Genomic DNA, 26,499 nt, shown 5'->3' on the forward strand with positions numbered 1-26,499 from the left:
GTCCGGCTCTCAGCCCTTGCGGAGCGCCCGGTATTGCGTCGGCGAGCTGTCGTGCACCCGCCGGAAGCAGCGAGAGAAATACAGGGGATCGTCAAAGCCGAGGTCGGCGGCGATCGCCTTCACAGACTGATCGGTGGTGTCGAGCAGAAAGCAAGCGCGCTGAATCTTCAGACGGATGAAGAAGTCGAGTACCGTGAAACCGGTGCGCTTCTTGAACACCGCCGCCAGGTGCGACGACGACAGGTTGGCTTCGCGCGCCAGCTCGTCGACCTTCAGCGACCGGCCGAGATTGCCCTGCATCACGTCGATCACCCGGCGAATGCGCTGGTCGAGATTGTCGTCCCGGTTGGGCGAACGGTGTCGCAGCACCACCAGATGGGTCACGAGCTGACCGAGGGCCATCGAGGCCGACAACAAGTTGTCGGACGTGTAGCCGCGACCGAGGATCGACAACATCTTCTCGAACAGCGTCGGGATGGCCGGGTCGCGGCCGGGATGCAGCAAGGGCTCCTCCGGGTCGAGCTCGAGCAGATCCGGCAGCAGCGCCACCTTGTCCCCCTCAAGATGCACCCAGTAGATCGTCCATGGATCGTCTGACGCGGCACCATAGCTGTGCGGCACGCCGGCCGGCGCCAACAGCGCCTGACCCGGCCGAATGCGAAGACTGACATCGCCAACCCGTGCCCAGCCGCAACCGTCGGTGCAATAGATCAGAACGGACTGGGAAATGCCCTCCGGCCGCTCAACGAAGTGCCATTGGGCACGCGGATAATGCCCGACATCGCTCGGCACAAGCTCGATCAGCGGTTGACCGTCCAGCCAACCTGACACCACGGGCCGAGGCAGCACAACCATACGCTGCCCCGGAAAGCCCTCCTTGATCCGCTGTTCTCCACCCTCTGTCATGCAGCGACAATATCAGAGGATCCTCCATGATGTCCATCGTTCCCGCTATTCACCCAAGGGAGGACGGCACCTAGCGTTCCGGCAACGACAATCCCGGTTCCGGGTCAGGAAGGACTGCGCCATGAAACAAGTCGAACTCCCCGCTGCGCCCACGGCGCTTCACGGGTCGGTCAAGGCATGGTCGGCGCCACTGGTCATCCCCACCTACGAACCGGCCCCGGCCGACCGCAACCCGATGTTCCTCGAAAAGCGCGTCTTCCAGGGATCGAGCGGGCGCGTCTATCCGCTGCCGTTCTTCGACCGCATCGGCCCGGAGCTGCATGACAAGAGCTGGACGGCGCTGCATATCGAAAACGAGTATCTGCGCGTTACCGTCCTCCCCGAACTGGGTGGCCGCATCTATGCCGTGGTCGACAAGACGACCGGTTACGACCTCGTCTACCGCAACCGCGTCATCAAGCCGGCCCTGGTGGGCCTGGCCGGTCCCTGGCTGTCCGGTGGCATCGAGTTCAACTGGCCGCAGCATCACCGCCCCAGCACCTACATGCCAACAGCTTGGGAAATCACAGAGGAATCCGACGGCTCGCGCGTCATCTGGCTATCCGAAAACGAGCCGATGAACCGGATGAAGGGCATGCACGGCGTTCGCCTCAGCCCCGGCAAGGCCCGCCTCGAGCTGGCGGTGCGTCTGCACAACCGAACCGAGCTGACCCAGACCTTCCTGTGGTGGGCGAACGTCGCCACCGAAGTACACGAAGATTACCAGAGCTTCTTCCCCGAGGACGTCCGTTTCATCGCCGACCACGCCAAGCGCGCCACATCCGCCTTCCCCGGCTGTGAGGGGAGCTACTATGGCGTCGACTATGCCGGCCGCGCCAGGGATGGCGTTCCACTCGAGGAGACGCCGGCGCGGTTCGTGCCGAAGCGTGGCTATGCTCCCAACGACCTGCGCTGGTACTCCAACATTCCCGTGCCGACCAGCTACATGTGCCTCGGCTCGCGCGACGATTTCTTCGGCGGCTACGACCACGCCATCGATGCTGGAATCGTCCATGTCGCCAACCATCACATTTCCCCCGGCAAGAAGCAGTGGACGTGGGGCAACCATGATTTTGGCTATGCCTGGGACCGGAACCTGACCGAGCCCGACGAGAACGGCGTTTACTGGCCCTATATCGAGATCATGGCCGGCGTCTACACCGACAACCAGCCGGACTTTTCGTTCCTCGCGCCCGGCGAGACCAAGACCTTCTCGCAATACTGGTACCCGATCCGGAAGATCGGCGCCGCCGCTGCCGCGACGCTTGCCGCCGCCATCGGCCTGAAGCACGACGGCTCCAGATTGACGGTCGGCGTTCAGGCGACGGAAGCTTTCGTCGGCGCACGGATCACCGTCTCCGTTGGCGAGAAACCACTTGCCGATCACGTGGCGGACCTCACCCCGGCCAAGCCGACCCTCCTCGCCGTGCCCCTCCCCGACGACGTCGATGGCGATGACGTCCGCGTCGTCGTTGGGCACGGTGGCGCGGTGCTGGTCGAACGCCGTCCGGTCGACCGCAGCGCGGTGACCGTGCCGCCACCGGCCACCGAGCCGCCACCGCCCGAGGAGATCGAGAGCGCCGACGAACTCTGGATGACCGGCGTTCATCTCGACCAGTATCGCCACGCGACGCGACCGGCCGACATCTATTGGCGCGAGGCGCTCCGTCGCGATCCAGGCGATATCAGGTGCAACACGGCCCTCGGCATCTGGCACCTTCGGCGCGGCGAGTTCGCGGCGGCCGAAGCCTGCTTGCGCAAGGCCATCGAACGACTGACCCGGCGCAACCCAAATCCCTCGACCGGCGAGGCGCACTATCACCTCGGGCTCGCCCTCCGCCACCTCGGCCAGATCGATGCCGCCTACGACGCGCTCTACAAGGCAACCTGGAATGCGGCATGGCGGGGCCCGGCGCATCTGGCCCTGGCAGAGATCGATGGAACGCGGGGCTCCCTCGCCGACGCCCTCGACCATGTCGAGGAGTCGCTTCGCCATGATGTCGAGAATTCGCTCGCCTGCAATCTCCGGGCAGCATTGCTCCTGAAGCTCGGCCGGACGAGGGAGGCCGAGGCGCTTCTCGCCGAGACGCTGGCCCGCGACCCACTCGATGCCCGCGCGCGCGCCCTGAAGGGTCTGCCGTTCGACGGCGACGACCAGCTTCACCTCGACGTCGCCATCGAGACGGCTCGCGGCGGCTTCGTCGCCGACGCCCTCGCGATCCTGGACGCACGCGTAACGGCCGCCGGCCATGCCGCCTCGCCGCTGCTTCACTACCACGCCGCCATCCTGGCGGATCGCCTGGGCAAGTCGGTGGAGCCCTACCTCGCAGCGGCCGCCATGGTGTTGCCCGACTACTGCTTCCCGGCCCGCCTTGAAGACATCGCCGCGCTGCAAGCGGCGATCGAAGCGAACCCCACCGACGGCCGCGCGCCCTGCTACCTTGGCAACCTTCTCTATGATCGGCGTCGCCACGCCGACGCGATCGCCATGTGGGAGAGATCCGTCGCCATCGATCCGTCTTGGTCGATCCCCTGGCGCAACCTCGGCATCGCATATTTCAACATCGAACGTTCGGAGCCGAAGGCCGTCGCAGCCTATGACAAGGCGCTCGCCGCCAACTCGCGCGACGCTCGTCTCGTCTACGAACGCGACCAGCTCTGGAAGCGCATCGGCCGCTCGCCGGCCGAACGCCTGGCCGAACTGGAAAGCCGGCTCGACCTCGTGGCAAGCCGCGACGATCTCAGCGTCGAACTGTCCTCGCTCTACAACCAGCTCGGACAGCCGGAGAAGTCGGTACCACTGATTTGCGGCCGCGCCTTCCAGCCTTGGGAAGGGGGCGAAGGCCTTGCCCTCGATCAGTGGGTGCGCGGCCACCTCGGTCTCGGCCGCCGGGCGCTTGCCGAGGGAAACGCCGTTGCCGCGATCGCGGAGTTCGAGGCGGCTCTCAACCCGCCGCACTCCCTTGGCGAAGCGCGCCACCTCCTCGCCAACCAGAGCGATCTCCATTATTGGCTAGGCAAGGCGCTCGCCTCGGCCGGTCGCCCTGAGGACGCGAAGCGATGGCTGACGCTGGCGGCCGGGTTTGCCGGCGACTTCCTCGGCATGGAAGTGCGCGCCTACTCGGAGAAGACCTTCTTCTCGGCCCTGTCTCTCCTTGCGCTCGGCCGCAAGGCGGAAGCGGAAAAGCTGCTCGGCGAACTCCGCGCCTACGCCCAAGAGGCGATGACGAGCCCGGCCAGGATCGACTATTTCGCCACCTCGCTGCCGACCATGCTGCTGTTCGAAGACGATCTTCAGCTTCGCCGGCGCGTCTCCTCCCACGTCATGCTCGCCGAAGCCGCCATAGGCCTTGGCGATCCCGCAACCGGCCGCGAGCATCTTCAGGCAGCCCTGAAGCTGGACCCCAACCATGCGCTCGCAGCCGACCTCCTCGGCGATCTTCCCAATCGCTGAGGAGGTCAGACATCAGCGTGCCGCGCCTCGGACGAGCGTCGCCGGACTTGAGATCATTGCGGTCCGGCGAAAGCCTTGAGGTCGCCTCGTCCTCGACGCGTCGCGGTGCCGGTTGCCTGAGACCGGCGGCCTACCTGTCCCGCCCACCGAGCTGGTGATACAGATCTGCCATGCAGGCAACGGCTATCCACTCCTTCTGGATTTCGACCGACGGAAACGAGGGCGCGCATGGCGACGCTGCCCTGCTGTTTCCCTATTGGAGCTTCACCAAGACCGTCATCGCCATCTGCGCCTTGAAGCTCCAGGAGCGCCGGTTGGTCGATCTGGATGAGCGCCTGGACGATCAGCGCTTCACGCTTCGGCAACTGCTGAACCACACGTCCGGTTTGCCGGACTATTCCGCCCTCCCCGACTACCACAGGGCCGTTGCCGCCGATGAAGACCCCTGGCCGCGCCACAAGCTGCTCGATGCGGCGTTGGAAAAAGGCCCTCTCTTCAAGCCCGGTCAAGGCTGGTCCTACTCCAACGTCGGTTACATGCTGGCGCGCGAGCGGATCGAGGGGGCTACGGAGCTGAGCTTTGCGACGCTTGTCGGCGACATCGTCTGCCACCCCCTCGGCTTGAACAGCGTCGAGCTGGCGACGACCCGCGAGCAGTTCCGGCGCGTTCATTGGCGCGGCGGGGCAACATACCATCCGGGGTGGGTCTACCACGGCTGCCTGATCGGCACTGCCGAGGACGCTGCGCGGCTCCTTCACGGCCTCATTGATGGAAGGCTGTTAAATGCCGCCACGCTGGACGGGATGCAAAAGCGCATTCCCCTCGGCGGTGCCCTGGAAGGACGCCCCTGGACGGACTGCGGTTACGGGCTCGGCTTGATGATGGGGCGCATGGGGCCTATCGGCGCCGCCCTCGGCCATTCGGGAGGAGGACCGTTCTGCACGAATGCAGTCTATCACTTCCCCGACCGCGTTCATCCGGTGACCGTCGCGAGCTTTAGCGAAGGACAGACAGAAGGCCGAGCCGAGTTCGAAGCGATGGCGATCGCCTCGAACCTGTAGCTACGCCCGGCCCTGATGAATCATTTGGGTGAGATTCCCTCCGAAAGTCTGACCATCAACGTGGAAATATTGCGAGCACTGCACTACTTTGGCAGTCGATAGCGTGTGCTGCGTGCGCTACGGGTGACCGAAATCGACGGAGACTTCGACCAACCTTCCGACCATGGGAGCGAAAATCTATGTCTTTGCCGATCACGCCGGGGCGCATCCAGTCCACCCTTCGCCAGTTTCTCAACAACGAGGCTTCGGGTGGCCTCGTGCTGATGGCCGTCGCCGTGCTGGCGATACTCGTCGCCAACTCACCGCTGGCCGAAGCCTATTTCCACGGCCTCCACGTTTATCTCGGTCCACTCAGCATCCAGCACTGGATCAACGACGCCCTGATGGCCGTCTTTTTCCTGCTCGTCGGGCTGGAAATCAAACGCGAGATGCTGGACGGGCAGCTTTCGAGCTGGAGCCGTCGCATCCTTCCGGGTGCGGCGGCCGCCGGCGGCATGTTGTTTCCGGCCCTGTTCTACGTGGCGCTGAACTGGAGCAATCCAGCCGCCCTGAGGGGATGGGCGATACCGACGGCGACCGACATTGCCTTCGCCCTCGGCGTGATTTCGCTGTTCGGCTCCCGCGTTCCGAGCTCGCTCAAGATCTTTCTGGCGGCGCTCGCCATCATCGACGACCTCGGCGCCGTCATCGTCATCGCCGTGTTCTATACCAGCGATCTCAACATGCTGGCCTTGGGCGGCACGGCCGTGGTCGTCGCCCTGCTCTACGGCATGAACCGGGCGAAGGTGGTCGCGATCTGGCCCTATCTGGCTCTGGGCGCCGTTCTGTGGGTGCTGGTGTTCATTTCCGGCGTTCATGCCACGCTCGCCGGCGTCATGCTTGCGCTGATGATCCCGCTGAAGGTGACGCCGGGCGCACCGGAGGCAGCCCACGGCGAGTCCCCGCTCCACCGGCTGGAGCATGCCCTGCACAAGCCGGTCGCCTTTGTCATCGTGCCGATATTCGGCTTCGCCAATGCCGGCGTTTCCCTGGCCGGCCTTTCGCTGGGCGTGTTTGCCGAACCGCTGACCATGGGCGTCGCTGCCGGCCTGCTGCTTGGCAAGCTGGTCGGCGTCGTCGGCACAGTGGCCTTGTTGGTCAAGCTCGGCCTTGCCCATCTGCCGGCGCAAGCGAGCTGGGGCCAAATGACCGGAACGGCATTCCTGTGCGGCATCGGCTTCACGATGTCGCTCTTTATCGGTCTGCTCGCCTTCGACGATCCGGCCGTGCAGGACCACGTCAAGATCGGCATCCTTCTGGGTTCGGTGGTATCCGGCCTGCTCGGCGCCGCCTGCCTGAGCCTGTTTGGGCGCCGCGTAGCGGCTCTTACGGTGTGAGCATGCAAATGCGGGCTCTCTCGCCCGCACGCTGACCACGAGCGTTTTCGATGCAAGACGAAATGCGGGAAGCGGCAAGGCTGCCAAGCCTGCCGCTTCCCGTCTGTAGCAACAGCATCAGGGTCGAAGACGCTTCGGGGTTCGGCTCAGCAGCGTCACCTCGCGTATGCTGGCCGTGCTGAGCAGACGCATCAGAAGACGGGCAAGACCGATACCCATTCCGCCATGCGGCGGGCAGCCGAAGCGGAAGAAATCGAGGTAGTCTGCAAGCGCCTCCAGCTCATATCCGCGTTCGGCAGCCTGGGCGAGCAGCCGCTCGTGCCGATGCTCTCGTTGGGCGCCCGTCGTCACTTCGAGGCCGTGCCACAGCAGATCGAAGCCTTTGGTGAGATGGGGTCGGTCTTCCTGGCGCATGTGATAGAAAGCCCTGCCGCTCGCCGGATAGTCGGTGAGGAACAGGAACTCGTGCTTGGTCTCGCCGGCCATGTATTCGGCGAGGAGCCGCTCGCCATCGCTGTCGAGATCGTCGTCCTTGGGCAGAACATGGCCGAGCTTTCGCAAAAGGTCGCGCGCTTCTTCGAAAGTGACTTTGGGAAACGGCAGGGTTGGCGGCACCACCTCGACGCCGAAAAGCCGGCGGATATCATCACCGTGCGCTTCGGCGACGGCGGAAATGGCATGGACGAGCCATCGCTCCTCCAATGCCATGAGATCGTGATGATCGTCGATCCAACCGACCTCCATGTCGATAGAGGTGAACTCCGTCTCGTGACGGGCCGTGAACGACGGTTCGGCGCGGAAGGCGGGGCCGATCTCAAACACCCGCTCCAGTCCGCCGGCAACGGCCATCTGCTTGTAGAACTGCGGCGACTGGGCGAGATAGGCGGTGGTGCCGAAGTACTTTACGGAGAACACCTCCGCCCCGGACTCGCTGAAGGTACCCATCAGCTTCGGCGAGTGTATCTCGCGAAACCCGTGGTCCTGCCAGAACGTACGCATGGCTTGCTCAAGGGTGGTCTGGACCTCGAACACCAGCTGCTGTGCCGGGTAGCGCAGGCTGACCTGGCGATGGTCGATCCACTTTTCGAGGCCTGACCCTTCGGCGATTGGCAACGGGGATTGGGCCAGGCCGGAGATTTCCACCCCGTCGAGGGCGATCTCCAGACCACCGAGCTTGACGCTTGGGGCGGCGGCGACCACGCCGGTGACCTTCACCGCGCTTTCGAGCGTCAGATCGTCGAGCGTGGCGCTCAGCCCACCGTCGTCCTTGCTATGAACGAGCTGGACGGTGCCGCTTGGGTCGCGGAGCACGATGAAGCGCATCCGCTTCTGGTCGCGAATGGAGGCAACGAAGCCGCATAGCTTCACGCGTTGCCCGATCAGCCGGGGCAACCCGGATACAAGGGAACGCGGCAGTTCTGCGTGGAATGACATGACTCTCTCCCTGAAACGGAAACCGGATCGGAGAAGCCAAAACACCCAGCCCGTCCGAAACCGGCGGGGCTGTGGTGATCCATGAGCTAGCTTTGTTAAGCGCGCGCGACACCAACGACCCCGGAGGGGCCGTTATTGTTGGCCATATGCGCGATCAGCGAGCTCATCATCCAGCCATGTCGCAAGAAACGCGAAAAGTAAACCGACAATCGGTTCCGGAGGACTGTCACGTCAGGGAAAAAGCTCCACATGTGTTTCGGCGGTACGGCCAAGATACACGACCCGCCGTCCCAGGAAGGACACGACATAGCCGGCGCAGCCCGCGGCCTTCACCCGCTCGCAGAAGGCTTTGTAGCTATAATCCGGGCCGTTCGCCTGCGCCCATCGTACCAGCGAGCCAACCGCGGACGCATCGAAGGCACTCGCAACGCCCCCGGCCGATTGCGGCATGTCGAGCACCAGGCTATCGCCATCCGGCAGATAGTAGGTCTGGGTATTGCGCCGATAGTCGACCGAATAGGCTTCGAAACCGGCAGCGATCAACTCGCCGACGATCTCGGGAAAACTCCGACCGCCGGCGTGGGCGGCGTCCAGGCAGCGCCGGGCAATGGCAATTCGTTCCGCGTCCATGCGCAGATCCTTTCAAGCTGGATGTGAGCTGGTGGCCGGTGGATCAGTCCACCGGAACCGTCTTCAGCCCTCGCCGGTCGGCGAGGGTTCGCAGCAACCGACCGAGGGCAGCGCGCTCTTCGTCGCCGAGAACGCCAAAATACTCGGCGTCATTGCGATCGGCGAGCGCTGCCAGAGCCGGCACCTTGTCCCGGCCGGCGGCCGTCAGCGACAGGGTCTGCATCCGCCGGTCGTTGGCGTGACCGTCCCTTGAAATCAGCGTCTTGTCGACCAAGCGGTCGGCCAGCTTACTGATGGCTCCGCGCGACATGCCCATCCGGTCGGCCAAAGCGGAAGGCGTCATCGCCTCCGCATCGTAAAGCGCCCTCAGGAATGTCCACTCCGCGACCGTCACCCCCTCCGCCGCGACCTTGCGGGCGAACTCCTGGGATACGGCGTTGGAGACCATTCTAAGCCAGTAGCCGGTATGGGCGGTCAGATCGGAAACCTCGTTCATGGCCATCTCTTTGTTGACTAGGAAACTAACGCGAAGTGGTTTCCTAGTCAACAAAGCAAACATAGGCCTGAAGCGGCAGCGGACTGCCATCCCTTGCGAAATGACGTGGAGACCTAATTGGCGGCCGGATGAAGCAGGCGCTCGCCACGCGCGGCGCCAAAACGACCCTACGCATTTGCCCGGAAGGCCGTTTCGTTTCTAGTCGTTGACCCGGCCAACGCGACTACCTACCCTTTCCGACAGGATTATGCCGCGCGGAGAACACATCTTGTCCGACCAACCCACCGTTACCGTTGGTGTCATCGCCAAGGAAATCGGCATTTCCGATGCGAAGGTGAAGAAGGCGATCGAGGCGCTGAAGATCGAGCCGGTCGGCAAGCGCGGCGCATGCAAGCTCTACGCGGCCGACGTGGTCGATGCCGTCAGGAAGACCCTCGCCTGACACCGGCGGAGTTCGCTACTTCGTCCGACCTCGACAGCCAGTATTCCAGACTTGTCCCAGCGCCGTCACCCTGGCGAACAGCGGCTTTTTGGATACCTAATAATTATCTGACGGAATAAGGAGCTATCTGGCGGCGAATTCCGGGATTTCGCGGGTTTAGCCGGGTTCTCGCGAGATGGGACGATTTGCCACGCTATGTCGGTTCTGCGCTACCCGTTCTTCGCAAGCGTTGCCAAAACCGATATGCGGCAGTCCTCGACGGCGTGCGAGAGGCACCGAAACGCGAGCTGCAATCCCGTAGCAGATCGATCATGTTGAGCTTTCCCAGGCGCTCGACAAAGAACGCCTTCACTTCGCTGTCAATCTCGATTGGGGATCGCGGAGGAACCGGGAAGCGTTCAGCCTTGCCAAGTTTCGATAGCTTCGCGCTGTTCTCCAGCAAAGAGGCGTAATCGGCGAGAGGAATGGTAACCACTGGGACGCCCGCGATGATCGCGTGCAGCGGAAACTGGGCTGATACAGCTTCATTCATGTTCAGCTTGCTCCACAGATGGTGTGTTACGCAAGATCACCTGGCACCAACAACCTACCGCAGGAGGCGTTTCAAGCCAGTTCGAACTCACTTCAAACGGCAATTTATGCCGCCATAGGCGACTGCTCGGGGCTCTCGGCCCTCTGTTCTTGGGGCTCACGGCCCTCGCTGCCCTTCCCAAAAAACCCGCCTTTTAGCTCACTTGTAGGCGGGCTTCAGAGAGGGGTTTGCATTCATCTTCCGCGCGACCACTCTTGCGATGCTGTCGGCATCCATTACTGCCCCATGGAAGTGATTGTTGGTGATCGTGTCGCCCTGCCGAACGGGTATCGCGGACGCCTGCGACTGCCCGGTCAGTGCCGATCGTAGACCGTCGGCAAAGGTTGCCGGTACAATGGTTTCGCCCTTGTGGACTTTGGCGATCGTGTCCGTGGGCAAGTTCCAGGCACCGACGTCGAAGCTCAAGAGACTGCCGAAAGCGGCGGTACCGGCAAAGGCGACAGCAGCGGCAGCCGGAGCCAGGATGTAGCCAACAAGTGGGATTTGAGCCACCGAATCGAAGGTGGCTGCGGCAGCGCTGGCGGCGTGGTTGAAAATGCCGGTCTTCATCGTGGCGGCATTGGCAGCAGCCGACGCAACGCTCGCGCCGACTTCGATTGACGTCCTCGCCGACGCGCCAACGGCAGTGGCGCCTGTCTTGGCCGCTTCGCCCGCCAAATGGACCGACACCTCCGCAGTCTTGGCGCCACTCGCCATGATATTCTCGCCCGCTTCGAGGCCAGCACGTACCGTCGATCCAGTCGCCGTCGCCGCCGTCTTCTCGGCTTGGGAGAATATCGTCCAGAGGAGACCGCCTTGAGCGGCCTTCTCGTCTGTCTTCACTCCCAAGGCCGCATAAAGCGCGTGATGGGAAAAGGCCGCTACATCCTTCTCCATCTCGGCTAGCAGCATATCGCCGATAGCTCTGAGGGTGGCGTTCTTGAAGCTTTCCTGACCACTCGCCATCGAGCGCAAAGCGCCAGTAAACGAACCCACCATGGGCGCCGTGGCGCTTTCCCAAGCGCTCGCCGATTGCTGGGCCGCCCGTTCGCTCGCCCGTGACATCTGATCGTCCAAGCGGGCCATGGCGGTTGCTTCTTGCTGCTTGAGCAGGAGCTTCTCCTGGCTCGCCTTTTCCCAGGCGCGCGACCCCTCGGAAAGGCGGTTCAGCTCGTTGTCGAGCTGCTTCTCGGCCTCCGCATAGGCGGCTTGTGTCAACTGGCGGAGCGTTTCGACCTTCTCAAGCTCTGTGATCCGGCCCGCCCGCACTTCCTGATCGAGCTCATATTCGGTCTTCGAACCCGATAGGCCGCGAGCCGTCGCTTTGCTTCCGTCCGGTTGTCTTCCTCGATCTTTCGAAGCTGATTGTCCAGCTTCAGCTCCGCGTTCATATCCTTCGGATTATTGAGCCAAATTCGCTTGGCTTCGTGGAGAATGATCGGGCCGATTTCGTCGAGTTTCCTGTCTCGGTAAGGCGCTAGATCGATCTCGATAGCGGCAAGCTCTTGCTCCCGAATTCGGGCGATCTTTTCATCGCCGCAGGCGTGAGTGACTTTGAACTCTACCAAAAGGGGACGGTCGCCCTTGTGTACCAAAACATCCGGCCTCATGCCGGGCAATTTGTACTCAATTTCCGCGCGATCGAAGTGATAATCGCCCTCTTTTACAACCAAAACCGACAATGAACCTTTGGTAAGCAAGCGTTCTGGCAGTGTTAATACAAGCGCATCAGCCAAGTGCTCCTTGGCAACTTTGTGTAGAACTGTCTCACCCGCCGAAGCACATGCAGGATTCGCAGAGTTTGACTCGTGAGCGAATGAGTGAGCCAGCGAACCTTGCCGAGCAATCAACGGACGGCCGCATTCGGGACAATGACACCCACACGCCTTGCCATTTGGGACATTATCGACGTGAACTGGTCGTTCATCCGCGTCGAGGGCGAATACGACGAGGCCATCCGAAGTACACCTAAAAAGATCGCCGAGCGTAACTGCAGGCATTGGACCATACCCCGCCCCGACAATTACGCCCTGCGCACCAAGTCGCAACCCCACCCAGACACTATTTCCAATGCCGAGATTCAACTGTCCGACCAATTGCGGAGGATCAACTCCGCAAACTTGCGGAAACAAAAACCGACCATCCGAAACCGCAGATCGAGACCACAAACGTCGGCCTAGATAGATGGCATTCCAGGCTTAAAGTCAGCCACCCGACGACTTGCGGCAGATCATGGCTCGAAGACCGTTCACCGCCTTGTCGGCGCCGGCCTTGTCAAGGAAGCGAAGCGCCGAGACGTGGAAACTGTGATCGAGCCAACGACCGAGAGCAGCTTCGTCATCTGCTCCCGACCAGCCGCGCCAGAGCTTGCGGATGAGGTCGATCTGTTTCGAGGTCGCCATGCCCGGCCGGCGCCCGAAGGTGCGCTGCGTCCAGGTCGAACGGAAACCGAGCGCCGTGAAATAGGCCATGACGGCGTTGAAACCGCGCTGGTCCAAGCCCTTGGCGCTGGTGACGCCCGCAAAGCGGGCGAGCACGTCGCGATAGGTGGCGTCGTCGAGCTTCAGCTCTGCCACCGCCATGTGGATGACAGCGAGCTGCTTCCGACCGATGCGATGAACCGGGGCTTCAGGCTGCGGCATTGCCGACTCCCGTCGCCACACGCTCCAAATGGCCGCTCCCTATGCCAACGGCAGACGATACGATGTGCTTCACCAGATCCCGCCGCACGCCATGCATGGCGGCAACCTCGTCAAGGTTTCGCAGCTCGAACTTCTCGGCACGGATGTTCGCAATCTCTTCGCCTAAAGCGTCACTCGTGTCCCGAAGAATGTTAGTCTGTCCGGAAATCAGCAATTCGACACCAGTGGAGATGAAATTCACGTCCTCACCATCACGAATGGTCCGTTCCAGAAGAACGGCCATCGCCGATAGACAGCTTGTCGCCTTGTCGATCTCGTCCAGCAACTCGCCAACCTTCCTTCTATTGTCCATGGTATTTTCTCCTCTCTACTTCAACGATCTGAAAGCAGTCTCATCGTGTCGCCAGCGTCCGCGTTTCTAAACGTGGCTGCGTCCCTGAGATTTGGCAGACGTATCGGGCCTATTTCGCCGGCAAGCTTGCGTGCGTCTTGGAGAAGGCGAACGGTTTGGCGGATAGATTTCTTGAGCCCAAAGGCAACCAGCGCCTCATAAGCTGCGGCGCCATCAACGCCGTAGACTTGTGTGTTTGAAGAAGTTCAACGGACATCGCTTTTTCATTGGATTGGCAGTGATCGGCGATTGCTGCCGATTTGCCGATGCCGGCGGGGCCGACAATAAGGATGGTGCCGACTGCCGGAAGAAGCTGCATAGCTTCATGGATCCGCCTGGAGATCGATGTTGGCGCGAATTTCTCGGGGCGCTCCGGTCGCTTGAGGTTCATACTTTTTGCCCCATGGCTGCGATCATCCGCGTGTTTATGTCCTCGGCCTGCCGATGCTTCGTGCGCTGCTCCTCGATCTCTCGATCGAGCCGCCCTTGCGGCGTTTCCCGCAATTTCTCGGCAATCTCGGAAACTCGCTCTGAATAGGTGACGGTGCCCGCGATCGGTGCGGATGGAAGCTGGGGCTACCGCTCTCACGGTTCGTACGTTGTAGCCGCGCAAACGCGCCCACTCGGCAAGCGAGACGCCCTCTCGCTCCATCTGCGACATGACTAGGGCCGTGGCATTTGGCATTTTCTATAATCCATGCTTCATTATCGAAACATGGAATCATAATGTCACGGTAATGTGTCATGTCAAGTCAACCAAACCGCAAAATTTTCGATACTGAAACATTGCGCGCAATCGGAACCCGCATTCGCGAGGCGAGAGGCGAGACCACCCAGGAGGTCTTCGCAGCAATGATTGGCGTCACACGTTCGGCGCTGACCAACTATGAAGCGGGACGGCGATTGCCCAATGATATTGTTCTACGCAAGATCAGTGAGGTCTCAGGCAAATCAGCGCCGTACATTTTATTCGGAAACACAATAACTCCATTTGAAGAATACAAAAGAGACATAAATCAACTAATAATGGAGAAATCACAAAAACGACCAGGGTTCATTCCACGATTTCAAATATCAGATGACGAGATAGCCCTTATTTCTCTTTTCCGATTGGTATATATCTATGATAATGGTCTCGATATTGTCGAATACATCCTGAAAAAGGCAAAAGAAGCAATACAAACTGAGGTTGAATTCTCGGGAGCACCCGTTTTTTGGGGAATGGGATACGTAGAACAGCTTGAGGATGTTCTAAAGAGGCGATACTTCCAGGAAGGTTTTGATCCAGACTTTTCGTATTGGGTCACTTTTTGGGAAGAGAAGCGCGCTCGGGAAGAAGCCGCCACTGAAGGCGGTGACAAATAGGGTTACAACACCGCTCAACCAAGGTTCCGTCGCTCACCGGTGGTTTACCAATAACAATTGCAAAAACAAACACTTAATAAATACGTGTCGGAGTTTGGTATAGGGTTTCGAATGGTTACCAATTGCGGACCCGAATTCATAAATAAAATCAATCGCTTATCTCCAAACTCCGACATTTAATTATCGGAGTCCAACGACATTTATTTATTGCGCGTCCATTTTCCTTGCTTTTCCGGCCTCGCCGGAACCCCGACCGGCAATCCCCATTGCGGAACACACACGGAACATGTTAACTCTGTTCGTGATTTGTACCGAATCGCGTTTCGGCGCAACCGATGCGCCGGCCGACCAGCGGGGACCAGACGATGCTCACGCGCAAACAGCTCGAACTCCTGATGTTCATTCATGAGCGTCTGAAAGAGTCGGGCGTGCCGCCATCCTTCGACGAGATGAAGGACGCGCTGGATCTCAAGTCGAAATCCGGCATCCACCGTCTCATCACGGCCCTCGAAGAGCGCGGCTTCATCCGCCGCCTGCCAAACCGAGCGCGGGCACTCGAAGTCATCAAGCTGCCCGAAACCATGCAGCCGGGGATCGGCCGCGCCCGCAAGGGCTTTGCGCCGGCGGTGATCGAAGGCGACGGCGGCCGCAAGGCTCCGCCGGCCAGCGCCGCCTCGCCCGCGCTCGACAGTCGCGACACCGTGCCCGTGCCGGTCATGGGGCGCATCGCCGCCGGTGTGCCGATCGCCGCCATACAGAACCAGTCGCATATCCTGCATGTACCGATCGATCTTGTGACCGGCGGCGAGCACTACGCCCTTGAGGTTCGTGGCGACTCGATGATCGAGGCCGGCATCCTCGATGGCGATACCGTCGTCATCAAGAAGTCCGACACAGCGGACTCCGGCGACATTATTGTGGCGCTGGTGGACGATGAAGAAGCCACGCTGAAGCGGCTGAGGCGCAAGGGCGCCTCCGTGGCCCTTGAAGCCGCCAATCCAGCCTATGAGACGCGCATTTTCGGACCCGATCGCGTGCGCATCCAGGGCCGTCTCGTGGCACTGATGCGTCGCTATTGACCGTTCGCTGATGGTAGGGGACTGGCGCAGGCAACCGCGCCCGCCGTCGACGACTGAAGAGGTCGTCGAATCCCCCTGCTGAGTTGCGCGCCCATCTGCCTACTTGAGCAACCGGCTTTCCTGCGACGGGTGCAGCAGCGACGTGTCTCCGTAGGAATAGAACCGGTAACCGTCGGCAATGGCGTGGGCGTAGGCGGCGCGCATGGTCTCTAGACCGGAGAACGCCGACACCAGCATGAACAGCGTCGATTTCGGCAGATGAAAGTTCGTCATCAGCAGATCGACAGCGCGAAAGCGATATCCCGGCGTGATGAAGATGTCGGTCGCTCCGGCAAACGGTTTGACCTGTCCATCTTCGCCGGCCGCGCTCTCCAGCAGGCGCAGCGAGGTCGTGCCGACGGCCACCACCCTGCCCCCGCGCTCGCGAACGGCATTGAGCGCGTCTGCGGTCTCCGCCGAGACGTGACCGATTTCGGCATGCATCTTGTGGTCCTCGGTATCGTCCACCTTCATGGGAAGGAAGGTGCCGGCGCCGACATGCAGCGTCACGAAATGCCGGTCGATGCCGCGTGCCGTGAGACGATCTAGAAGCTCCGGGGTGAAATGCAGCCCGGCCGTCGGCGCGGCGACCGCCCCGCTCTCACGCGCATAGACGGTCTGGTAGTCCGCCCGATCATGCTCATCCTCGGCCCGGCGCGCGGCGATATAGGGCGGTAATGGAATGTGGCCGACCGTTATCAGCGCCAAGTCGAGATCCGGTCCGGAGCGATCGAAGGCCAGGGTAACCTCTCCGTCCCCGCCCTTCTCCGCAACGACCGCGCCTAGAGGAGATGCGTCCGGATGGGAGCCGGAGAACACCACGCGGTCGCCCGCACGCAGCTTGCGCGCACCTTTGACGAACGCCCGCCAGCGATCGGGAGCCTCACGCATGTGCAACGTGGCCGACAGACGAACGGGCTCGCCCCCCTCGCGATCGCGACGCCCCTCGAGCTGGGCTGGGATGACCTTGGTGTCGTTGAACACCAACGCGTCGCCCGGCCGCAGAAGATCGGCAAGATCGCGCGCATGCCGATCCTCGAGAGGTTCACCCGGCTTCACCACGAGAAGGCGCGATGCGTCGCGCGGAACGGCGGGGCGAAGGGCAATTCGCTCGGGTGGCAGATCGAAATCGAAGGCTGAAACTTGCATGACCCTGCATAGGCACGGCCATCGCGAAAGGCAACGGTCAACCAACAGCGCGATCCGATCGATTACCCGGATCAGAGCCCCAGAGATGCGTCCGAGTGGTTGCCCGCCCGAAGGATGGTCCGTCGAAACGTTTTGGATAGATCCACTTTATCTAGAATTTTACGACGCTTCGCACTCGTCCCCGTAGGCTTCTTAACGGCGCCCGGCCCGCATGTTAGAACCCGTCCAACATTCGTGACAGGCCTCGAACCGGTCCGCAACGCACCCCATTCTGATGCCTCACCTTGGAGCTCCCGGATCGTGGACAACACGCGATTTTCTCCGCCAGAGGCTGACAACGTTGTCACCTCTTCCATGGTAGCCTCGAATGGACGGCTGGGCGGCACACCCCGAAGCCTCCAGGAACGCCACCCCGTTTCCATCCACATCGTCTCCGAGAGTCACGCACTCCATGCGACGACGGCAACGATGGTTTCGGAGCTGGGATTCGCACTCTCCGGGGGCGTTGACAGCGACGGGCAGGACGGTGGGGCGCTCACGCTGATCGCCGGTGAGGCTTTCGCGCCCGATTTTCTCAACCGGGTGCTGACCGGCCCATGGATGAGGCAACTGGAACGAACGATCCTGTTCGGCACCAGGATTGGCTTTCGCACGCTGACCGCGCTGGATGGCGCCGGATTTCCATTCATCGTCAAGTCGCTCCCCTCCCCGGAGCGTCTCGCCGACTTCATAGCCGAGGCACTGCCGATGTTTGCCGCTCGTCGGTGGCACTCGGCGCAAAGCACGGCCGCCGGCATGGCGATCGAGGATGGCTCGGGCAAGCTGTTCGAACATATCCGGACCGGCAATCTCGGCGCCGCCGTCGGCGAAGCAAGGCGCGCTTTCGGTCATTTCGAGGCCCTGCTGGACAGCACCGGCGCCGCCGGCTGGCTGTCGGTCATTCAACGGTACCACGACGGAACGGCCCAGCATTGCAGCCTGGTTTCGGCTGTCGCCATGCTGTTCGCACGGGGGCTTGGCTTCTCCGGGGGCGACCAGCGCCGCCTGTTCGAAGCCGCTCATTTTCACGACGTCGGAAAGGTACACATACCGCTCGCCATCCTCGACAAGCCGGGCGCGCTGGATCAAATGGAACGGGCGACCATGGAGAGCCATGCCAAAGCCGGCCACGAGATCCTTGCCGGCAGCGACGCAATCGCCGCCGAGATCGCGGAGGTCGCGCGAGATCACCACGAGTATCTCGACGGAACGGGCTATCCCCGGGGCATCGGCCGCCGCGAGATCTCCGACCTCACGCGGATCATCACCATTTGCGACATCTTCGCCGCCCTGATCGAGCGACGAAGCTACAAGGAACCGAAGACGGCAAGACAGGCTTACGCAATCCTCCAGACGATGGACGGCAAGCTGGACCCGACGCTTCTAAGGGCTTTTTCGAATATTGTTGCCAATTGCTCGTCCGACTGAGCTAAAGAATGCAGCCCTGCCCGTCCTCGCACGCAGGGCTGAAAGGATATCCGCCTAAAAAACGACCTTTTGGGGAACTGCGACTAGCGCCGGAAAGAGTCATCAGCTAAACCGCGTGCCGAAAAGTCCAGAAAACAAGGACCGACCATGCTCGAGTGGTTCCGCAAGCTCCTCCCGCACGAAGAGCAATTCTTCGATCTGTTCGCCCAGCACTCCGAAACCGTCGTCAGCGCCGCCCACTCGCTCAACGCCCTTCTGTCCGGCGATGATCGCGATGCCCGCATCGCCGAGATCGTCGCCCTGGAAGACAAGGCCGACGGCATTACCCGTGAAGTGCTTCTGGCTGTCCGGCGGAGCTTCATCACGCCGTTCGACCGCAACGACATCAAGGATCTCATACAGTCGATGGACGACACCATCGACACCATGCATCGCGTGGTAAAGACGATCCTGCTGTTCGAGCAGCACGCCTTCGATCCAGGCATGCGCGACATGGGCCTCGACATCGTGCAAGCGTCCAAGCTGGTCTCCGAGGCCATCCCGCTCCTGAAGAACGTCGGCTCCAATGCCCCGCGTCTGACGGCATTGTCGGAAGAGGTGACGAGGGTCGAAGGCCATTCCGACTTTCTGCATGACAACGGCCTCAAGGACCTCTACCGCCGCCACGGCACCGGTAACGCCATGGGCTACATCATCGGCAGCAAGATCTATGGCGAGCTCGAGAAGGTGCTCGACCGCTTCGAGGATGTTGCCAAGGAAATCAGCGGCATCGTGATCGAGAACGTCTGATGGAGACGCTGGCCCTTCCGCTGCTGGTCGGCCTGATCGGCATCGCGCTGCTGTTCGACTTCCTGAACGGCCTGCACGATGCCGCCAACTCGATCGCCACCATCGTGTCGACCCGCGTGCTCAGACCGCAGTACGCCGTGTTCTGGGCGGCGTTCTTCAACTTCATCGCCTTCCTGTTCTTCGGCCTGCATGTCGCAACGACGCTGGGCAAGGGCATCATCGACCCGTCGATCGTCACGCCGCACGTTGTGTTCGCAGCGCTGATGGGAGCGATCATCTGGAATGTCGTCACCTGGCTGGCCGGCATTCCTTCGTCGTCTTCGCACGCCCTCGTCGGCGGACTCGTCGGCGCCGGCCTTGCCAAGACCGGCTTCAGCGCGATCGTCTGGGGGGGGCTTCTCAAGACGGCGGGCGCCATTTTCCTGTCGCCGGCCTTCGGCTTCTTCCTTGCGTTGATGCTGGTGCTGGCCGTGTCCTGGACCTTCGTCAAACGGACGCCCTTTGCCGTCGACAAAACCTTCCGGCACCTGCAGTTCGTTTCCGCCTCGCTCTACTCCCTGGGCCACGGCGGTAACGACGCGCAGAAGACCATGGGCATCATCGCCGTGCTGCTCTACTCGCAGGGCTATCTCGGCGGCGAGTTCTACGTGCCGTTCTGGGTGGTGATCGCCTGCCAGTCGGCCATGGCGCTCGGAACGCTGATGGGCGGCTGGCGCATCGTACACACCATGGGCTCGAAGATCACCCGCCTGAACCCGATGCAGGGCTTCTGCGCCGAAACCGGCGGCGCCATCACGCTGTTCATCGCCACGCATTTCGGCATCCCCGTGTCGACGACCCACACGATCACCGGCGCCATCGTCGGCGTCGGCGCCGCCCGTCGCGTGTCGGCCGTCCGTTGGGGCATCGCCGGCAACATCGTCATCGCCTGGATCATCACGATGCCGGCCGGCGCCGCCATCGCTGCCTGCTCCTACTGGCTGGTCGACCTGTTCGTCTGATCGGCATCGGCCTCCTCCGTCCGCCGCGCGTCCGGCGGACGGGGTGGCAAAACAAGCGTGACCAGGGTGAAGCTGACGAACAGCAGCAGGTACCACGATCCCATCTTGCCGAGCGACACGAGGTGCCAGGCCCGCTGTCCGGGATAGAGCCAGGTGCCGGTGAAGGTTCCTACGTTCTCGGCCACCCACATGAAGAAGCTGGTCAGAACGGCGGCGACAACGAGCGGCATCCAGCGCGGTGTCCGATCGACCGTGTAGTAGATCCTCACCCGCCCGTAGAGAAGCAGCGTTGCCGCGAACAGAAACCAGCGGGTATCGAAAAAGAAGTGATGCCCAAAGAAGTTGGCATAGATTGCCAGCGCGAGGGCAATGGTCAGGGAGAGCGGCGGGAAACGGGTGAAGCGCATGTCGAAAACCCGGATCGCACGCGCCATGTAGCTGCCGACCGAACCGTACATGAAGCCCGAAAACAACGGAACGCCGGCCATGGCCACCTCGGCCGGCTCGGGATAGTTCCATGATCCCATATGGACCTTGAAGATCTCCATGGCGGTGCCGACGACATGGTAGACGGTGATGACCTTCACCTCGGAAAGGCTCTCGAGGCGAAATGCCAGCATCAGAATCTGGACCGTCAGCGCAAAGGCAAAAAGGGCATCGTAGCGATGGATCGGCCACTCCGCCGACCAGAGATATTTCGTGGCGATCAGCGCCGCCAGCATCACCCCGCCGAACAGGCAGGCCCAAGCCTGCTTCAGGCCGAACAGCACAAACTCCGCGATCGGTAACGGCAGACGCGCCAGAAGGCGCCTCAAGGCCAGACGAAGCGGCTCCAGCAGTGGGCCGGTTGCGTGCTCCGACGCAGGAAGAATGGCTGCCTCCGACATAAAAACGCCGACGAAGAGGTCTCTCCGTCGGCGCAAACTCGAAATGAGCAGGCGTCAGGCCGCGTCGGCCGCCACGACGACCGAAATGATCTTGTCGGGATCGCGCACGGGTTCGCCACGCTTGATCTTGTCGACGTTCTCCATGCCCTCGATGACCTTGCCCCACACCGTGTACTGCTTGTCCAGGAAGCGGGCGTCGTCGAAGCAGATGAAGAACTGCGAGTTGGCGGAGTTGGGGTTCATGGCGCGAGCCATGGACACCGTGCCGCGCACGTGCGGCTCGGCATTGAACTCCTGATTGAGGTCGGGATACTTCGAACCGCCGGTACCGGTGCCGTGCGGGCAACCGGTCTGAGCCATGAAGCCCTCGATCACCCGATGGAACACGATGCCATCGTAGAACTTCTCGCGTACCAGCTTCTTGATATGGGCCACATGGTTGGGCGCAAGATCCGGCCGCATCTCGATGACGACGGTGCCCTTGCTGGTTTCCATGACGAGGGTGTTCTCGGGATCCTTGATATCGGCCACGCGGGCCTCCTTTCGGTCTGTTTGCCGGCAGCGCTCTTAGCACGGACGGACGGGAAGTACGATCGATCAGTTGGGATTGGAAGCGAGACGCGCCTTGACGATCTTGTCGGGATCGGCCGGGGGTTCACCGCGATTGATCTTGTCGACCACGTCCATGCCGTCGGTTACCTGCCCCCAGACGGTGTACTGGCCGTCGAGGAAGCCGCCGTCATCGAACATGATGAAGAACTGCGAGTTGGCGCTGTTGGGGTCTTGGGAACGCGCCATGCCGACGGCACCGCGCCCAAAGTGCGCCTTGGAGAACTCGGCCGGAATGTCGGGCAGGTCGGAACCGCCCATTCCGGTCCCCGTGGGATCACCGGTCTGGGCCATGAACCCCTCGATCACCCGGTGAAAGATGATGCCGTCGTAGAAGTGCTTGCCGACCAGCGTCTTGATCTGCGCGACGTGCTTGGGGGCGAGATCTGGCCGAAGTTCGATGGTCACCTTGCCCTTGCTGGTTTCCAGAATCAGCGTGTTATCCGGCGAGGCGGCCCAGGCACCGGTGGACAAAACTCCGCTTGCCAGCACGATGCCGGTGGCGGCGAGCGCCGCGAGAAAGGTCCTGCGGATCACATCGATCTCCCTGTATGCTGTTGTGGCCGTTCAGCCGGCCGGGTAGCGGGCGCGGAGTTTCTCCGCCACCTGCGGCGGAACAAAGGCGGTAACGTCGCCGCCCAACCGGGCAATCTGCTTGACGAGGCTCGATGCGACGTGACGAACGCCCGAGGAAGCCCCGAAGTAAACCGTGTCGATCTCCGGCGCCATGGCCGCGTTCATCCCCGCCATGCCCACCTCGACGTCGAGATCCGAGCTGTTGCGAATGCCGCGAACGATCACGCGCGCCTGATGCCGCCGGGCAATGTCGACGACGAGACAGTCGAAGGTGACCACCTCGATCAGCCCACCGGTCCGATAGGCGATCGCGGCCACCAGTTCGCGCAGCATGGCCTCGCGTTCGGCGGCATCGAACTCGCCCTTCTTCTCATGGTGAATGCCGACAGCCACCACGAGCCTGTCGAACAGGCGCGAAGCGCGCTCGATCACGTCGAGGTGTCCGTAGGTGACCGGATCGAAGGACCCGGCATAAAGAGCGGTCGTCATGGCCTTCTGAATAGCGGTTTCGGCGCCCGTTCACAACTGCGCCACCGTTGGCGAGATGCTCATCCGCTCGGTTCGCGAGGCCCTGGACAATTGGTCGCGTTTACCATTCATTAAGCATTAGCCCCAATGCATCCAATCGTTCTGATCACATTAACTGACGCGTAACGATCCCGCCCGAAACTCTACCTCTAAAGTAGGTCTCGCATAGGAAGGCGGACTGACATGACGAAGCATCGTGTACCGCGTTTGAGGAAGATGGCCCTCGTCATGGCTGGGCTTTCGGCCGCCGTTCTTTCGATCGGCGCAACGGAGCCCATCTATCCGGAAGTCGGCCGGGGCGACCAGATCTCGAACATTGCCAATTGCGCCGTCGAGACAATCGATGGCCTGAAGGTTTGCGCCAGGGAGGCGCGGGCCAGCGTCGGCGTCACGGTCACCACCGTGGCCGCCGGCCTGACCATCGTCGATTGATAGACAAGGAACCAAGCGAGACGCTTTCGCGCCTCGCTCAGAATGCGGCAAGGGCGCAAGACGTTGGCCACCGTCTTGCGCCCTGACTTTTTTCCGATGGTGCGGCAAGAGCGCCGAGGTCACTCCTCGGCGCCGGCCTCCTCACCGATGTCGGAGATGTGCTCCACGGACACGACCTTCTCGCCCTCGCCCGTATTGAAGATACGGACGCCCTTCGAGGCGCGCGAGACGATGCGAATCTGCCCAACCGGCACGCGAATCAACTGACCGCCATCGGACACGAGCATGATCTGATCGGTCGGCTCCACCGGGAAGCCGGCAACCAGCTTGCCGATCTCGTCGAGCTTGCTCTGATCGGTCGCCTTGATGCCCTTGCCACCGCGTCCCGAAATACGGAACTCGTAGGACGACGAGCGCTTGCCATAGCCTTGCTCGTTGACCGTCAGCACGAACTGCTGGGCGAGCATCATCTCGGCATAACGATCGGGAGTGAGGGCATCGATGCTGTTGACCTCCTCCTCGGCTTCGTCGGCGATCACATCCTCGACGTCGGTCTCCTCGTCTCCAGCCACGCGCTGCTCGGCCGCCCACTGCTTCTGGAATGCGGTCCGTTCGGCCGGATTGGCATCGAAATGGCGCAGGATGGTCATCGAGATCAGCTCGTCACCGTCGGCGAGCGAAATGCCGCGCACGCCAGTGGAATCGCGCCCCTTGAAGACGCGCACGTCGCCGACCGGGAAGCGGATGCACTGGCCGAGAGCCGACACCAGCAGGAAGTCGTCATCCTCGGTGCAGGTCTCGACGCCGACGATGCCATCGGTCTCGTCGTCGAACTTCATCGCGATCTTGCCGTTGCGGTTGACCTGCGTGAAGTCGCTGAGCTTGTTGCGGCGAACGGTACCGAGACGGGTGGCGAACACCACGTCCAGATCCGACCAGGTCCGCTCGTCCTCCGGCAGCGCCAGAATCGACGTGATGCGCTCGCCATCCTGCAGCGGGAGGATGTTCTTGATGAACTTGCCGCGCGACTGTGGCGTGCCGAGCGGCAGCCGCCAAACCTTCAGCTTGTAGGCGATGCCGCGCGAGGAGAAGAACAGCACCGGCGCATGCGTCGAGGCGATGAACAGGCGGGTGACGAAATCCTCTTCCTTGGTCGCCATGCCGGAACGGCCCTTGCCACCACGGTTCTGCGCCCGGTACTGCGACAGCGGCACCCGCTTGATGTAGCCCTCGTGAGAAACGGTGACCACCATCTCCTCGCGGGCGATGAGGTCTTCGTCCTCCATGTCGGCGTCGGACTCGACGATCTCGGTGCGGCGCGGCGTCGCGTAGGCTGCCTTGATCTCGATGAGCTCGTTGCGGATGATCTCCTGCACCCGCTCGCGCGAGGCAAGGATTTCGAGATAGCCCTTGATCTCCTCGGCGAGCTGATTGAGCTCTTCGGAAATCTCGTCCCGGCCGAGCGCGGTCAGGCGCTGCAGGCGAAGATCGAGGATGGCTCGCGCCTGCTCTTCCGAGAGATTGTAGGTGCCGTCGTCGTTCATCTCGTGGCGCGGATCGTCGATCAGACGGATCAGCGCCTCGACATCGGCCGCCGGCCAGCGGCGGGTCATCAACTGCTCGCGGGCAAAGCTCGGGTCAGGCGCGTTGCGGATGACCGAGATCACCTCGTCGATGTTTGCGACGGCGATGGCAAGACCGACCAACACGTGAGCCCTGTCGCGCGCCTTGCCCAGCAGGAAGCGGGTACGCCGCGTCACCACCACCTCGCGGAAGGCGATGAAGGCAGACAGCACGTCCTTGAGGTTCATCAACTGCGGTCGGCCGCCGTTGAGGGCCACCATGTTGACGCCAAACGACGTTTGCAGCTGGGAGAAACGGTAGAGCTGGTTGAGCACCACGTCGGCGACAGCGTCGCGCTTCAACTCGATGACGACGCGGATGCCGTCGCGCGAGCTCTCGTCGCGCAGGTCGGCAATGCCTTCGACACGCTTCTCGCGCACCAGTTCGGCGATCTTCTCGACCATCACCGACTTGTTCACCTGATAGGGAATCTCGGTGACGATCAGCGCTTCACGGTCCTTGCGGATCTGCTCGATGGCGACGCGGCTGCGCATGACGACCGAACCGCGGCCGGTCATGAAAGCCTGCCGGATGCCCGAACGGCCGAGGATCATGGCGCCGGTCGGGAAGTCCGGCCCCGGCAGCACTTCCATCAGCTCTTCGATGTCGGCGTCCGGATTGTCCATCAGACGGATGGTGGCGTCGACCACTTCGCCGAGATTGTGCGACGGAATGTTGGTCGCCATGCCGACGGCGATACCGCCGGAACCGTTGACCAGCAGGTTGGGGAATCGCGCCGGCAGCACCGACGGCTCACGCTCGGACCCGTCGTAATTCGGGTTGAAGTCGACGGTGTCCTTGTCGAGGTCGTCCGTCAGCGCCTGCGCCACCTTCTCGAGGCGGACCTCGGTGTAACGCATGGCGGCGGCGCTGTCGCCGTCGATGGAGCCGAAGTTGCCCTGCCCATCCACCAATGGCAAACGCATGGAGAACGGCTGCGCCATGCGCACCAGGGCGTCGTAGATCGAGCTGTCGCCATGCGGATGGTATTTACCGATGACGTCACCGACCACACGCGCCGACTTGCGGTACGGCTTGTTCCAGTCGTAGCCGTTCTCGCTCATCGAATAGAGGATGCGGCGATGCACCGGCTTCAAGCCGTCGCGCACGTCCGGCAGGGCGCGGGACACGATCACGCTCATGGCGTAATCGAGATAACTGCGCTTCATTTCCTCGATGATCGACACCGGCTTGATGTCGGTCGGCTCGGCGCCGTCGGGTGTCTTCGTCTCTTCAGCCAATGGCTTCAACTTCCTGAACTACTCCGCCGTCCAGTCAAAAGACCTGAAGGAGGCAGGGATTGTCTTTACGGCTTTACCGCCCGGTCGGACAAGGCTTCGTCATTTGCGACCGGAACTGCCGGATATGCTTCGTTCTAGCCGATTCTGACGGCGGAATCCATGGCGACACGCCCCCGTCAACAGCCATCGGCACGGGTAAATTTACCCTTTCACATCAACACATTATTCGGGCTTTTTAGTGGCTGCGATCAACCGGTGGAAAACCTTGCCTA

Annotated in this window: 26 protein-coding genes; 10 read left to right on the forward strand and 16 right to left on the reverse strand. The window is 62.0% G+C overall.

Annotated elements, in window-relative coordinates; translation table 11 throughout:
* Positions 1–9 precede the first annotated feature (9 nt).
* A complete protein-coding gene (locus QQZ18_RS02650) occupies positions 10–855 on the reverse strand; it encodes a helix-turn-helix domain-containing protein (protein ID WP_284537712.1) in 846 nt (281 codons plus the stop codon).
* A gap of 172 nt (positions 856–1,027) precedes the next feature.
* Between QQZ18_RS02650 and QQZ18_RS02655 the strand changes: the two genes are divergently transcribed.
* The 3 genes from QQZ18_RS02655 to nhaA all read left to right on the forward strand — a co-directional run bounded on the left by QQZ18_RS02655 (position 1,028) and on the right by nhaA (position 6,836).
* The gene (locus tag QQZ18_RS02655) at positions 1,028–4,399 is read left to right on the forward strand and encodes a DUF5107 domain-containing protein (protein WP_284537713.1); all 3,372 of its coding nucleotides are present in this window, start codon (positions 1,028–1,030) and stop codon (positions 4,397–4,399) included.
* Between the two features lie 170 nt (positions 4,400–4,569).
* Positions 4,570–5,460: a serine hydrolase domain-containing protein gene (locus QQZ18_RS02660; RefSeq protein WP_284537714.1), complete on the forward strand. Its 891-nt coding sequence runs from the start codon at positions 4,570–4,572 to the stop codon at positions 5,458–5,460.
* 179 nt (positions 5,461–5,639) lie between these two features.
* Complete coding sequence (gene nhaA, locus QQZ18_RS02665; protein WP_284537715.1) at positions 5,640–6,836, forward strand: Na+/H+ antiporter NhaA; 1,197 nt, start codon at positions 5,640–5,642, stop codon at positions 6,834–6,836.
* A 117-nt stretch (positions 6,837–6,953) separates the two neighbouring features.
* Here the strand turns inward: nhaA and aspS are convergent, their stop codons facing one another.
* The 3 genes from aspS to QQZ18_RS02680 all read right to left on the reverse strand — a co-directional run bounded on the left by aspS (position 6,954) and on the right by QQZ18_RS02680 (position 9,396).
* Positions 6,954–8,270 (reverse strand): aspartate--tRNA(Asn) ligase, encoded by a 1,317-nt coding sequence (gene aspS, locus QQZ18_RS02670; protein ID WP_284537716.1) that lies wholly within the window; start codon positions 8,268–8,270, stop codon positions 6,954–6,956.
* Between the two features lie 231 nt (positions 8,271–8,501).
* Positions 8,502–8,900: a DUF1398 domain-containing protein gene (locus QQZ18_RS02675; protein WP_284537717.1), complete on the reverse strand. Its 399-nt coding sequence runs from the start codon at positions 8,898–8,900 to the stop codon at positions 8,502–8,504.
* A gap of 43 nt (positions 8,901–8,943) precedes the next feature.
* Positions 8,944–9,396 (reverse strand): MarR family winged helix-turn-helix transcriptional regulator, encoded by a 453-nt coding sequence (locus QQZ18_RS02680; RefSeq protein WP_284537718.1) that lies wholly within the window; start codon positions 9,394–9,396, stop codon positions 8,944–8,946.
* Positions 9,397–9,664: 268 nt separating this feature from the next.
* Here QQZ18_RS02680 and QQZ18_RS02685 point away from each other — a divergent pair, with 268 nt between their 5' ends.
* Positions 9,665–9,838, forward strand: a complete 174-nt coding sequence (locus tag QQZ18_RS02685; protein WP_284537719.1) for a hypothetical protein — start codon at positions 9,665–9,667, stop codon at positions 9,836–9,838.
* Positions 9,839–10,031: 193 nt separating this feature from the next.
* On the opposite strand, the gene QQZ18_RS02690 is transcribed toward QQZ18_RS02685, so the two are convergent.
* From QQZ18_RS02690 to QQZ18_RS02715, 6 genes are all read right to left on the reverse strand, one after another.
* The gene (locus QQZ18_RS02690; protein WP_284537720.1) at positions 10,032–10,370 is read right to left on the reverse strand and encodes a hypothetical protein; all 339 of its coding nucleotides are present in this window, start codon (positions 10,368–10,370) and stop codon (positions 10,032–10,034) included.
* 198 nt (positions 10,371–10,568) lie between these two features.
* The gene (locus QQZ18_RS02695; protein ID WP_284537721.1) at positions 10,569–11,408 is read right to left on the reverse strand and encodes a hypothetical protein; all 840 of its coding nucleotides are present in this window, start codon (positions 11,406–11,408) and stop codon (positions 10,569–10,571) included.
* 215 nt (positions 11,409–11,623) lie between these two features.
* The gene (locus QQZ18_RS02700) at positions 11,624–12,145 is read right to left on the reverse strand and encodes a hypothetical protein (RefSeq protein WP_284537722.1); all 522 of its coding nucleotides are present in this window, start codon (positions 12,143–12,145) and stop codon (positions 11,624–11,626) included.
* Between the two features lie 468 nt (positions 12,146–12,613).
* Complete coding sequence (locus tag QQZ18_RS02705) at positions 12,614–13,051, reverse strand: regulatory protein GemA (RefSeq protein WP_284537723.1); 438 nt, start codon at positions 13,049–13,051, stop codon at positions 12,614–12,616.
* Positions 13,038–13,403 carry a hypothetical protein gene (locus QQZ18_RS02710; RefSeq protein WP_284537724.1) on the reverse strand — a complete coding sequence of 122 codons (366 nt, stop codon included), beginning with the start codon at positions 13,401–13,403 and terminating at the stop codon, positions 13,038–13,040. The genes QQZ18_RS02705 and QQZ18_RS02710 overlap by 14 nt, the downstream gene beginning before the upstream one ends.
* Positions 13,404–13,512: 109 nt before the next feature.
* On the reverse strand, positions 13,513–13,833 hold the full coding sequence (locus QQZ18_RS02715) for a hypothetical protein (protein ID WP_284537725.1): 321 nt from the start codon (positions 13,831–13,833) through the stop codon (positions 13,513–13,515).
* 353 nt (positions 13,834–14,186) lie between these two features.
* On the opposite strand from QQZ18_RS02715, the gene QQZ18_RS02720 reads away from it, so the two are divergent.
* Both QQZ18_RS02720 and lexA read left to right on the forward strand, forming a co-directional pair.
* The gene (locus QQZ18_RS02720) at positions 14,187–14,807 is read left to right on the forward strand and encodes a helix-turn-helix domain-containing protein (protein WP_284537726.1); all 621 of its coding nucleotides are present in this window, start codon (positions 14,187–14,189) and stop codon (positions 14,805–14,807) included.
* Positions 14,808–15,172: 365 nt separating this feature from the next.
* Positions 15,173–15,886 (forward strand): transcriptional repressor LexA, encoded by a 714-nt coding sequence (lexA, locus tag QQZ18_RS02725; RefSeq protein ID WP_284537727.1) that lies wholly within the window; start codon positions 15,173–15,175, stop codon positions 15,884–15,886.
* A gap of 99 nt (positions 15,887–15,985) precedes the next feature.
* On the opposite strand, the gene queA is transcribed toward lexA, so the two are convergent.
* A complete protein-coding gene (queA, locus tag QQZ18_RS02730; RefSeq protein WP_284537728.1) occupies positions 15,986–17,074 on the reverse strand; it encodes a tRNA preQ1(34) S-adenosylmethionine ribosyltransferase-isomerase QueA in 1,089 nt (362 codons plus the stop codon).
* Positions 17,075–17,206: 132 nt separating this feature from the next.
* Between queA and QQZ18_RS02735 the strand changes: the two genes are divergently transcribed.
* The 3 genes from QQZ18_RS02735 to QQZ18_RS02745 all read left to right on the forward strand — a co-directional run bounded on the left by QQZ18_RS02735 (position 17,207) and on the right by QQZ18_RS02745 (position 20,331).
* Entirely contained in the window at positions 17,207–18,541 is a 1,335-nt protein-coding gene (locus QQZ18_RS02735; protein WP_284537729.1) for an HD-GYP domain-containing protein, read from the forward strand.
* Positions 18,542–18,688: 147 nt separating this feature from the next.
* A complete protein-coding gene (locus tag QQZ18_RS02740) occupies positions 18,689–19,330 on the forward strand; it encodes a DUF47 domain-containing protein (protein WP_284537730.1) in 642 nt (213 codons plus the stop codon).
* Positions 19,327–20,331, forward strand: a complete 1,005-nt coding sequence (locus tag QQZ18_RS02745; protein ID WP_284538812.1) for an inorganic phosphate transporter — start codon at positions 19,327–19,329, stop codon at positions 20,329–20,331. Before QQZ18_RS02740 ends, QQZ18_RS02745 begins: the two co-directional genes overlap by 4 nt.
* On the opposite strand, the gene QQZ18_RS02750 is transcribed toward QQZ18_RS02745, so the two are convergent.
* The 4 genes from QQZ18_RS02750 to coaD form a co-directional block, all read right to left on the reverse strand.
* Complete coding sequence (locus QQZ18_RS02750; protein ID WP_284537731.1) at positions 20,304–21,218, reverse strand: DUF817 domain-containing protein; 915 nt, start codon at positions 21,216–21,218, stop codon at positions 20,304–20,306. The genes QQZ18_RS02745 and QQZ18_RS02750 overlap by 28 nt on opposite strands.
* A gap of 54 nt (positions 21,219–21,272) precedes the next feature.
* A complete protein-coding gene (locus tag QQZ18_RS02755) occupies positions 21,273–21,740 on the reverse strand; it encodes a peptidylprolyl isomerase (RefSeq protein WP_284538814.1) in 468 nt (155 codons plus the stop codon).
* 75 nt (positions 21,741–21,815) lie between these two features.
* Complete coding sequence (locus QQZ18_RS02760; protein WP_446728603.1) at positions 21,816–22,370, reverse strand: peptidylprolyl isomerase; 555 nt, start codon at positions 22,368–22,370, stop codon at positions 21,816–21,818.
* Between the two features lie 24 nt (positions 22,371–22,394).
* Complete coding sequence (gene coaD / locus QQZ18_RS02765) at positions 22,395–22,892, reverse strand: pantetheine-phosphate adenylyltransferase (protein ID WP_284537732.1); 498 nt, start codon at positions 22,890–22,892, stop codon at positions 22,395–22,397.
* A gap of 222 nt (positions 22,893–23,114) precedes the next feature.
* Here coaD and QQZ18_RS02770 point away from each other — a divergent pair, with 222 nt between their 5' ends.
* Positions 23,115–23,363, forward strand: coding sequence for a hypothetical protein (locus QQZ18_RS02770; RefSeq protein ID WP_284537733.1), 249 nt, complete (start codon positions 23,115–23,117; stop codon positions 23,361–23,363).
* A 119-nt stretch (positions 23,364–23,482) separates the two neighbouring features.
* On the opposite strand, the gene gyrA is transcribed toward QQZ18_RS02770, so the two are convergent.
* On the reverse strand, positions 23,483–26,155 hold the full coding sequence (gene gyrA, locus QQZ18_RS02775) for a DNA gyrase subunit A (protein WP_446728604.1): 2,673 nt from the start codon (positions 26,153–26,155) through the stop codon (positions 23,483–23,485).
* Positions 26,156–26,499: the final 344 nt, after the last annotated feature.

It is taken from the genome of Pleomorphomonas sp. T1.2MG-36 (genome assembly GCF_950100655.1).
Classification (GTDB): Bacteria; Pseudomonadota; Alphaproteobacteria; order Rhizobiales; family Pleomorphomonadaceae; genus Pleomorphomonas.

What these genes read in the sequence shown, in the direction of transcription:
- QQZ18_RS02650 (WP_284537712.1), bottom strand. Translation starts at nt 855, where the DNA reads ATGGTTGTGCTGCCTCGGCCCGTGGTGTCAGGTTGGCTGGACGGTCAA.
- QQZ18_RS02655 (WP_284537713.1), top strand. Translation starts at nt 1,028, where the DNA reads ATGAAACAAGTCGAACTCCCCGCTGCGCCCACGGCGCTTCACGGGTCG.
- QQZ18_RS02660 (WP_284537714.1), top strand. Translation starts at nt 4,570, where the DNA reads ATGCAGGCAACGGCTATCCACTCCTTCTGGATTTCGACCGACGGAAAC.
- nhaA (WP_284537715.1), top strand. Translation starts at nt 5,640, where the DNA reads ATGTCTTTGCCGATCACGCCGGGGCGCATCCAGTCCACCCTTCGCCAG.
- aspS (WP_284537716.1), bottom strand. Translation starts at nt 8,270, where the DNA reads ATGTCATTCCACGCAGAACTGCCGCGTTCCCTTGTATCCGGGTTGCCC.
- QQZ18_RS02675 (WP_284537717.1), bottom strand. Translation starts at nt 8,900, where the DNA reads ATGGACGCGGAACGAATTGCCATTGCCCGGCGCTGCCTGGACGCCGCC.
- QQZ18_RS02680 (WP_284537718.1), bottom strand. Translation starts at nt 9,396, where the DNA reads ATGAACGAGGTTTCCGATCTGACCGCCCATACCGGCTACTGGCTTAGA.
- QQZ18_RS02690 (WP_284537720.1), bottom strand. Translation starts at nt 10,370, where the DNA reads ATGAATGAAGCTGTATCAGCCCAGTTTCCGCTGCACGCGATCATCGCG.
- QQZ18_RS02695 (WP_284537721.1), bottom strand. Translation starts at nt 11,408, where the DNA reads ATGGTGGGTTCGTTTACTGGCGCTTTGCGCTCGATGGCGAGTGGTCAG.
- QQZ18_RS02705 (WP_284537723.1), bottom strand. Translation starts at nt 13,051, where the DNA reads ATGCCGCAGCCTGAAGCCCCGGTTCATCGCATCGGTCGGAAGCAGCTC.
- QQZ18_RS02710 (WP_284537724.1), bottom strand. Translation starts at nt 13,403, where the DNA reads ATGGACAATAGAAGGAAGGTTGGCGAGTTGCTGGACGAGATCGACAAG.
- QQZ18_RS02715 (WP_284537725.1), bottom strand. Translation starts at nt 13,833, where the DNA reads ATGAACCTCAAGCGACCGGAGCGCCCCGAGAAATTCGCGCCAACATCG.
- QQZ18_RS02720 (WP_284537726.1), top strand. Translation starts at nt 14,187, where the DNA reads ATGTCAAGTCAACCAAACCGCAAAATTTTCGATACTGAAACATTGCGC.
- lexA (WP_284537727.1), top strand. Translation starts at nt 15,173, where the DNA reads ATGCTCACGCGCAAACAGCTCGAACTCCTGATGTTCATTCATGAGCGT.
- queA (WP_284537728.1), bottom strand. Translation starts at nt 17,074, where the DNA reads ATGCAAGTTTCAGCCTTCGATTTCGATCTGCCACCCGAGCGAATTGCC.
- QQZ18_RS02740 (WP_284537730.1), top strand. Translation starts at nt 18,689, where the DNA reads ATGCTCGAGTGGTTCCGCAAGCTCCTCCCGCACGAAGAGCAATTCTTC.
- QQZ18_RS02750 (WP_284537731.1), bottom strand. Translation starts at nt 21,218, where the DNA reads ATGTCGGAGGCAGCCATTCTTCCTGCGTCGGAGCACGCAACCGGCCCA.
- coaD (WP_284537732.1), bottom strand. Translation starts at nt 22,892, where the DNA reads ATGACGACCGCTCTTTATGCCGGGTCCTTCGATCCGGTCACCTACGGA.
- QQZ18_RS02770 (WP_284537733.1), top strand. Translation starts at nt 23,115, where the DNA reads ATGACGAAGCATCGTGTACCGCGTTTGAGGAAGATGGCCCTCGTCATG.
- gyrA (WP_446728604.1), bottom strand. Translation starts at nt 26,155, where the DNA reads ATGAAGCGCAGTTATCTCGATTACGCCATGAGCGTGATCGTGTCCCGC.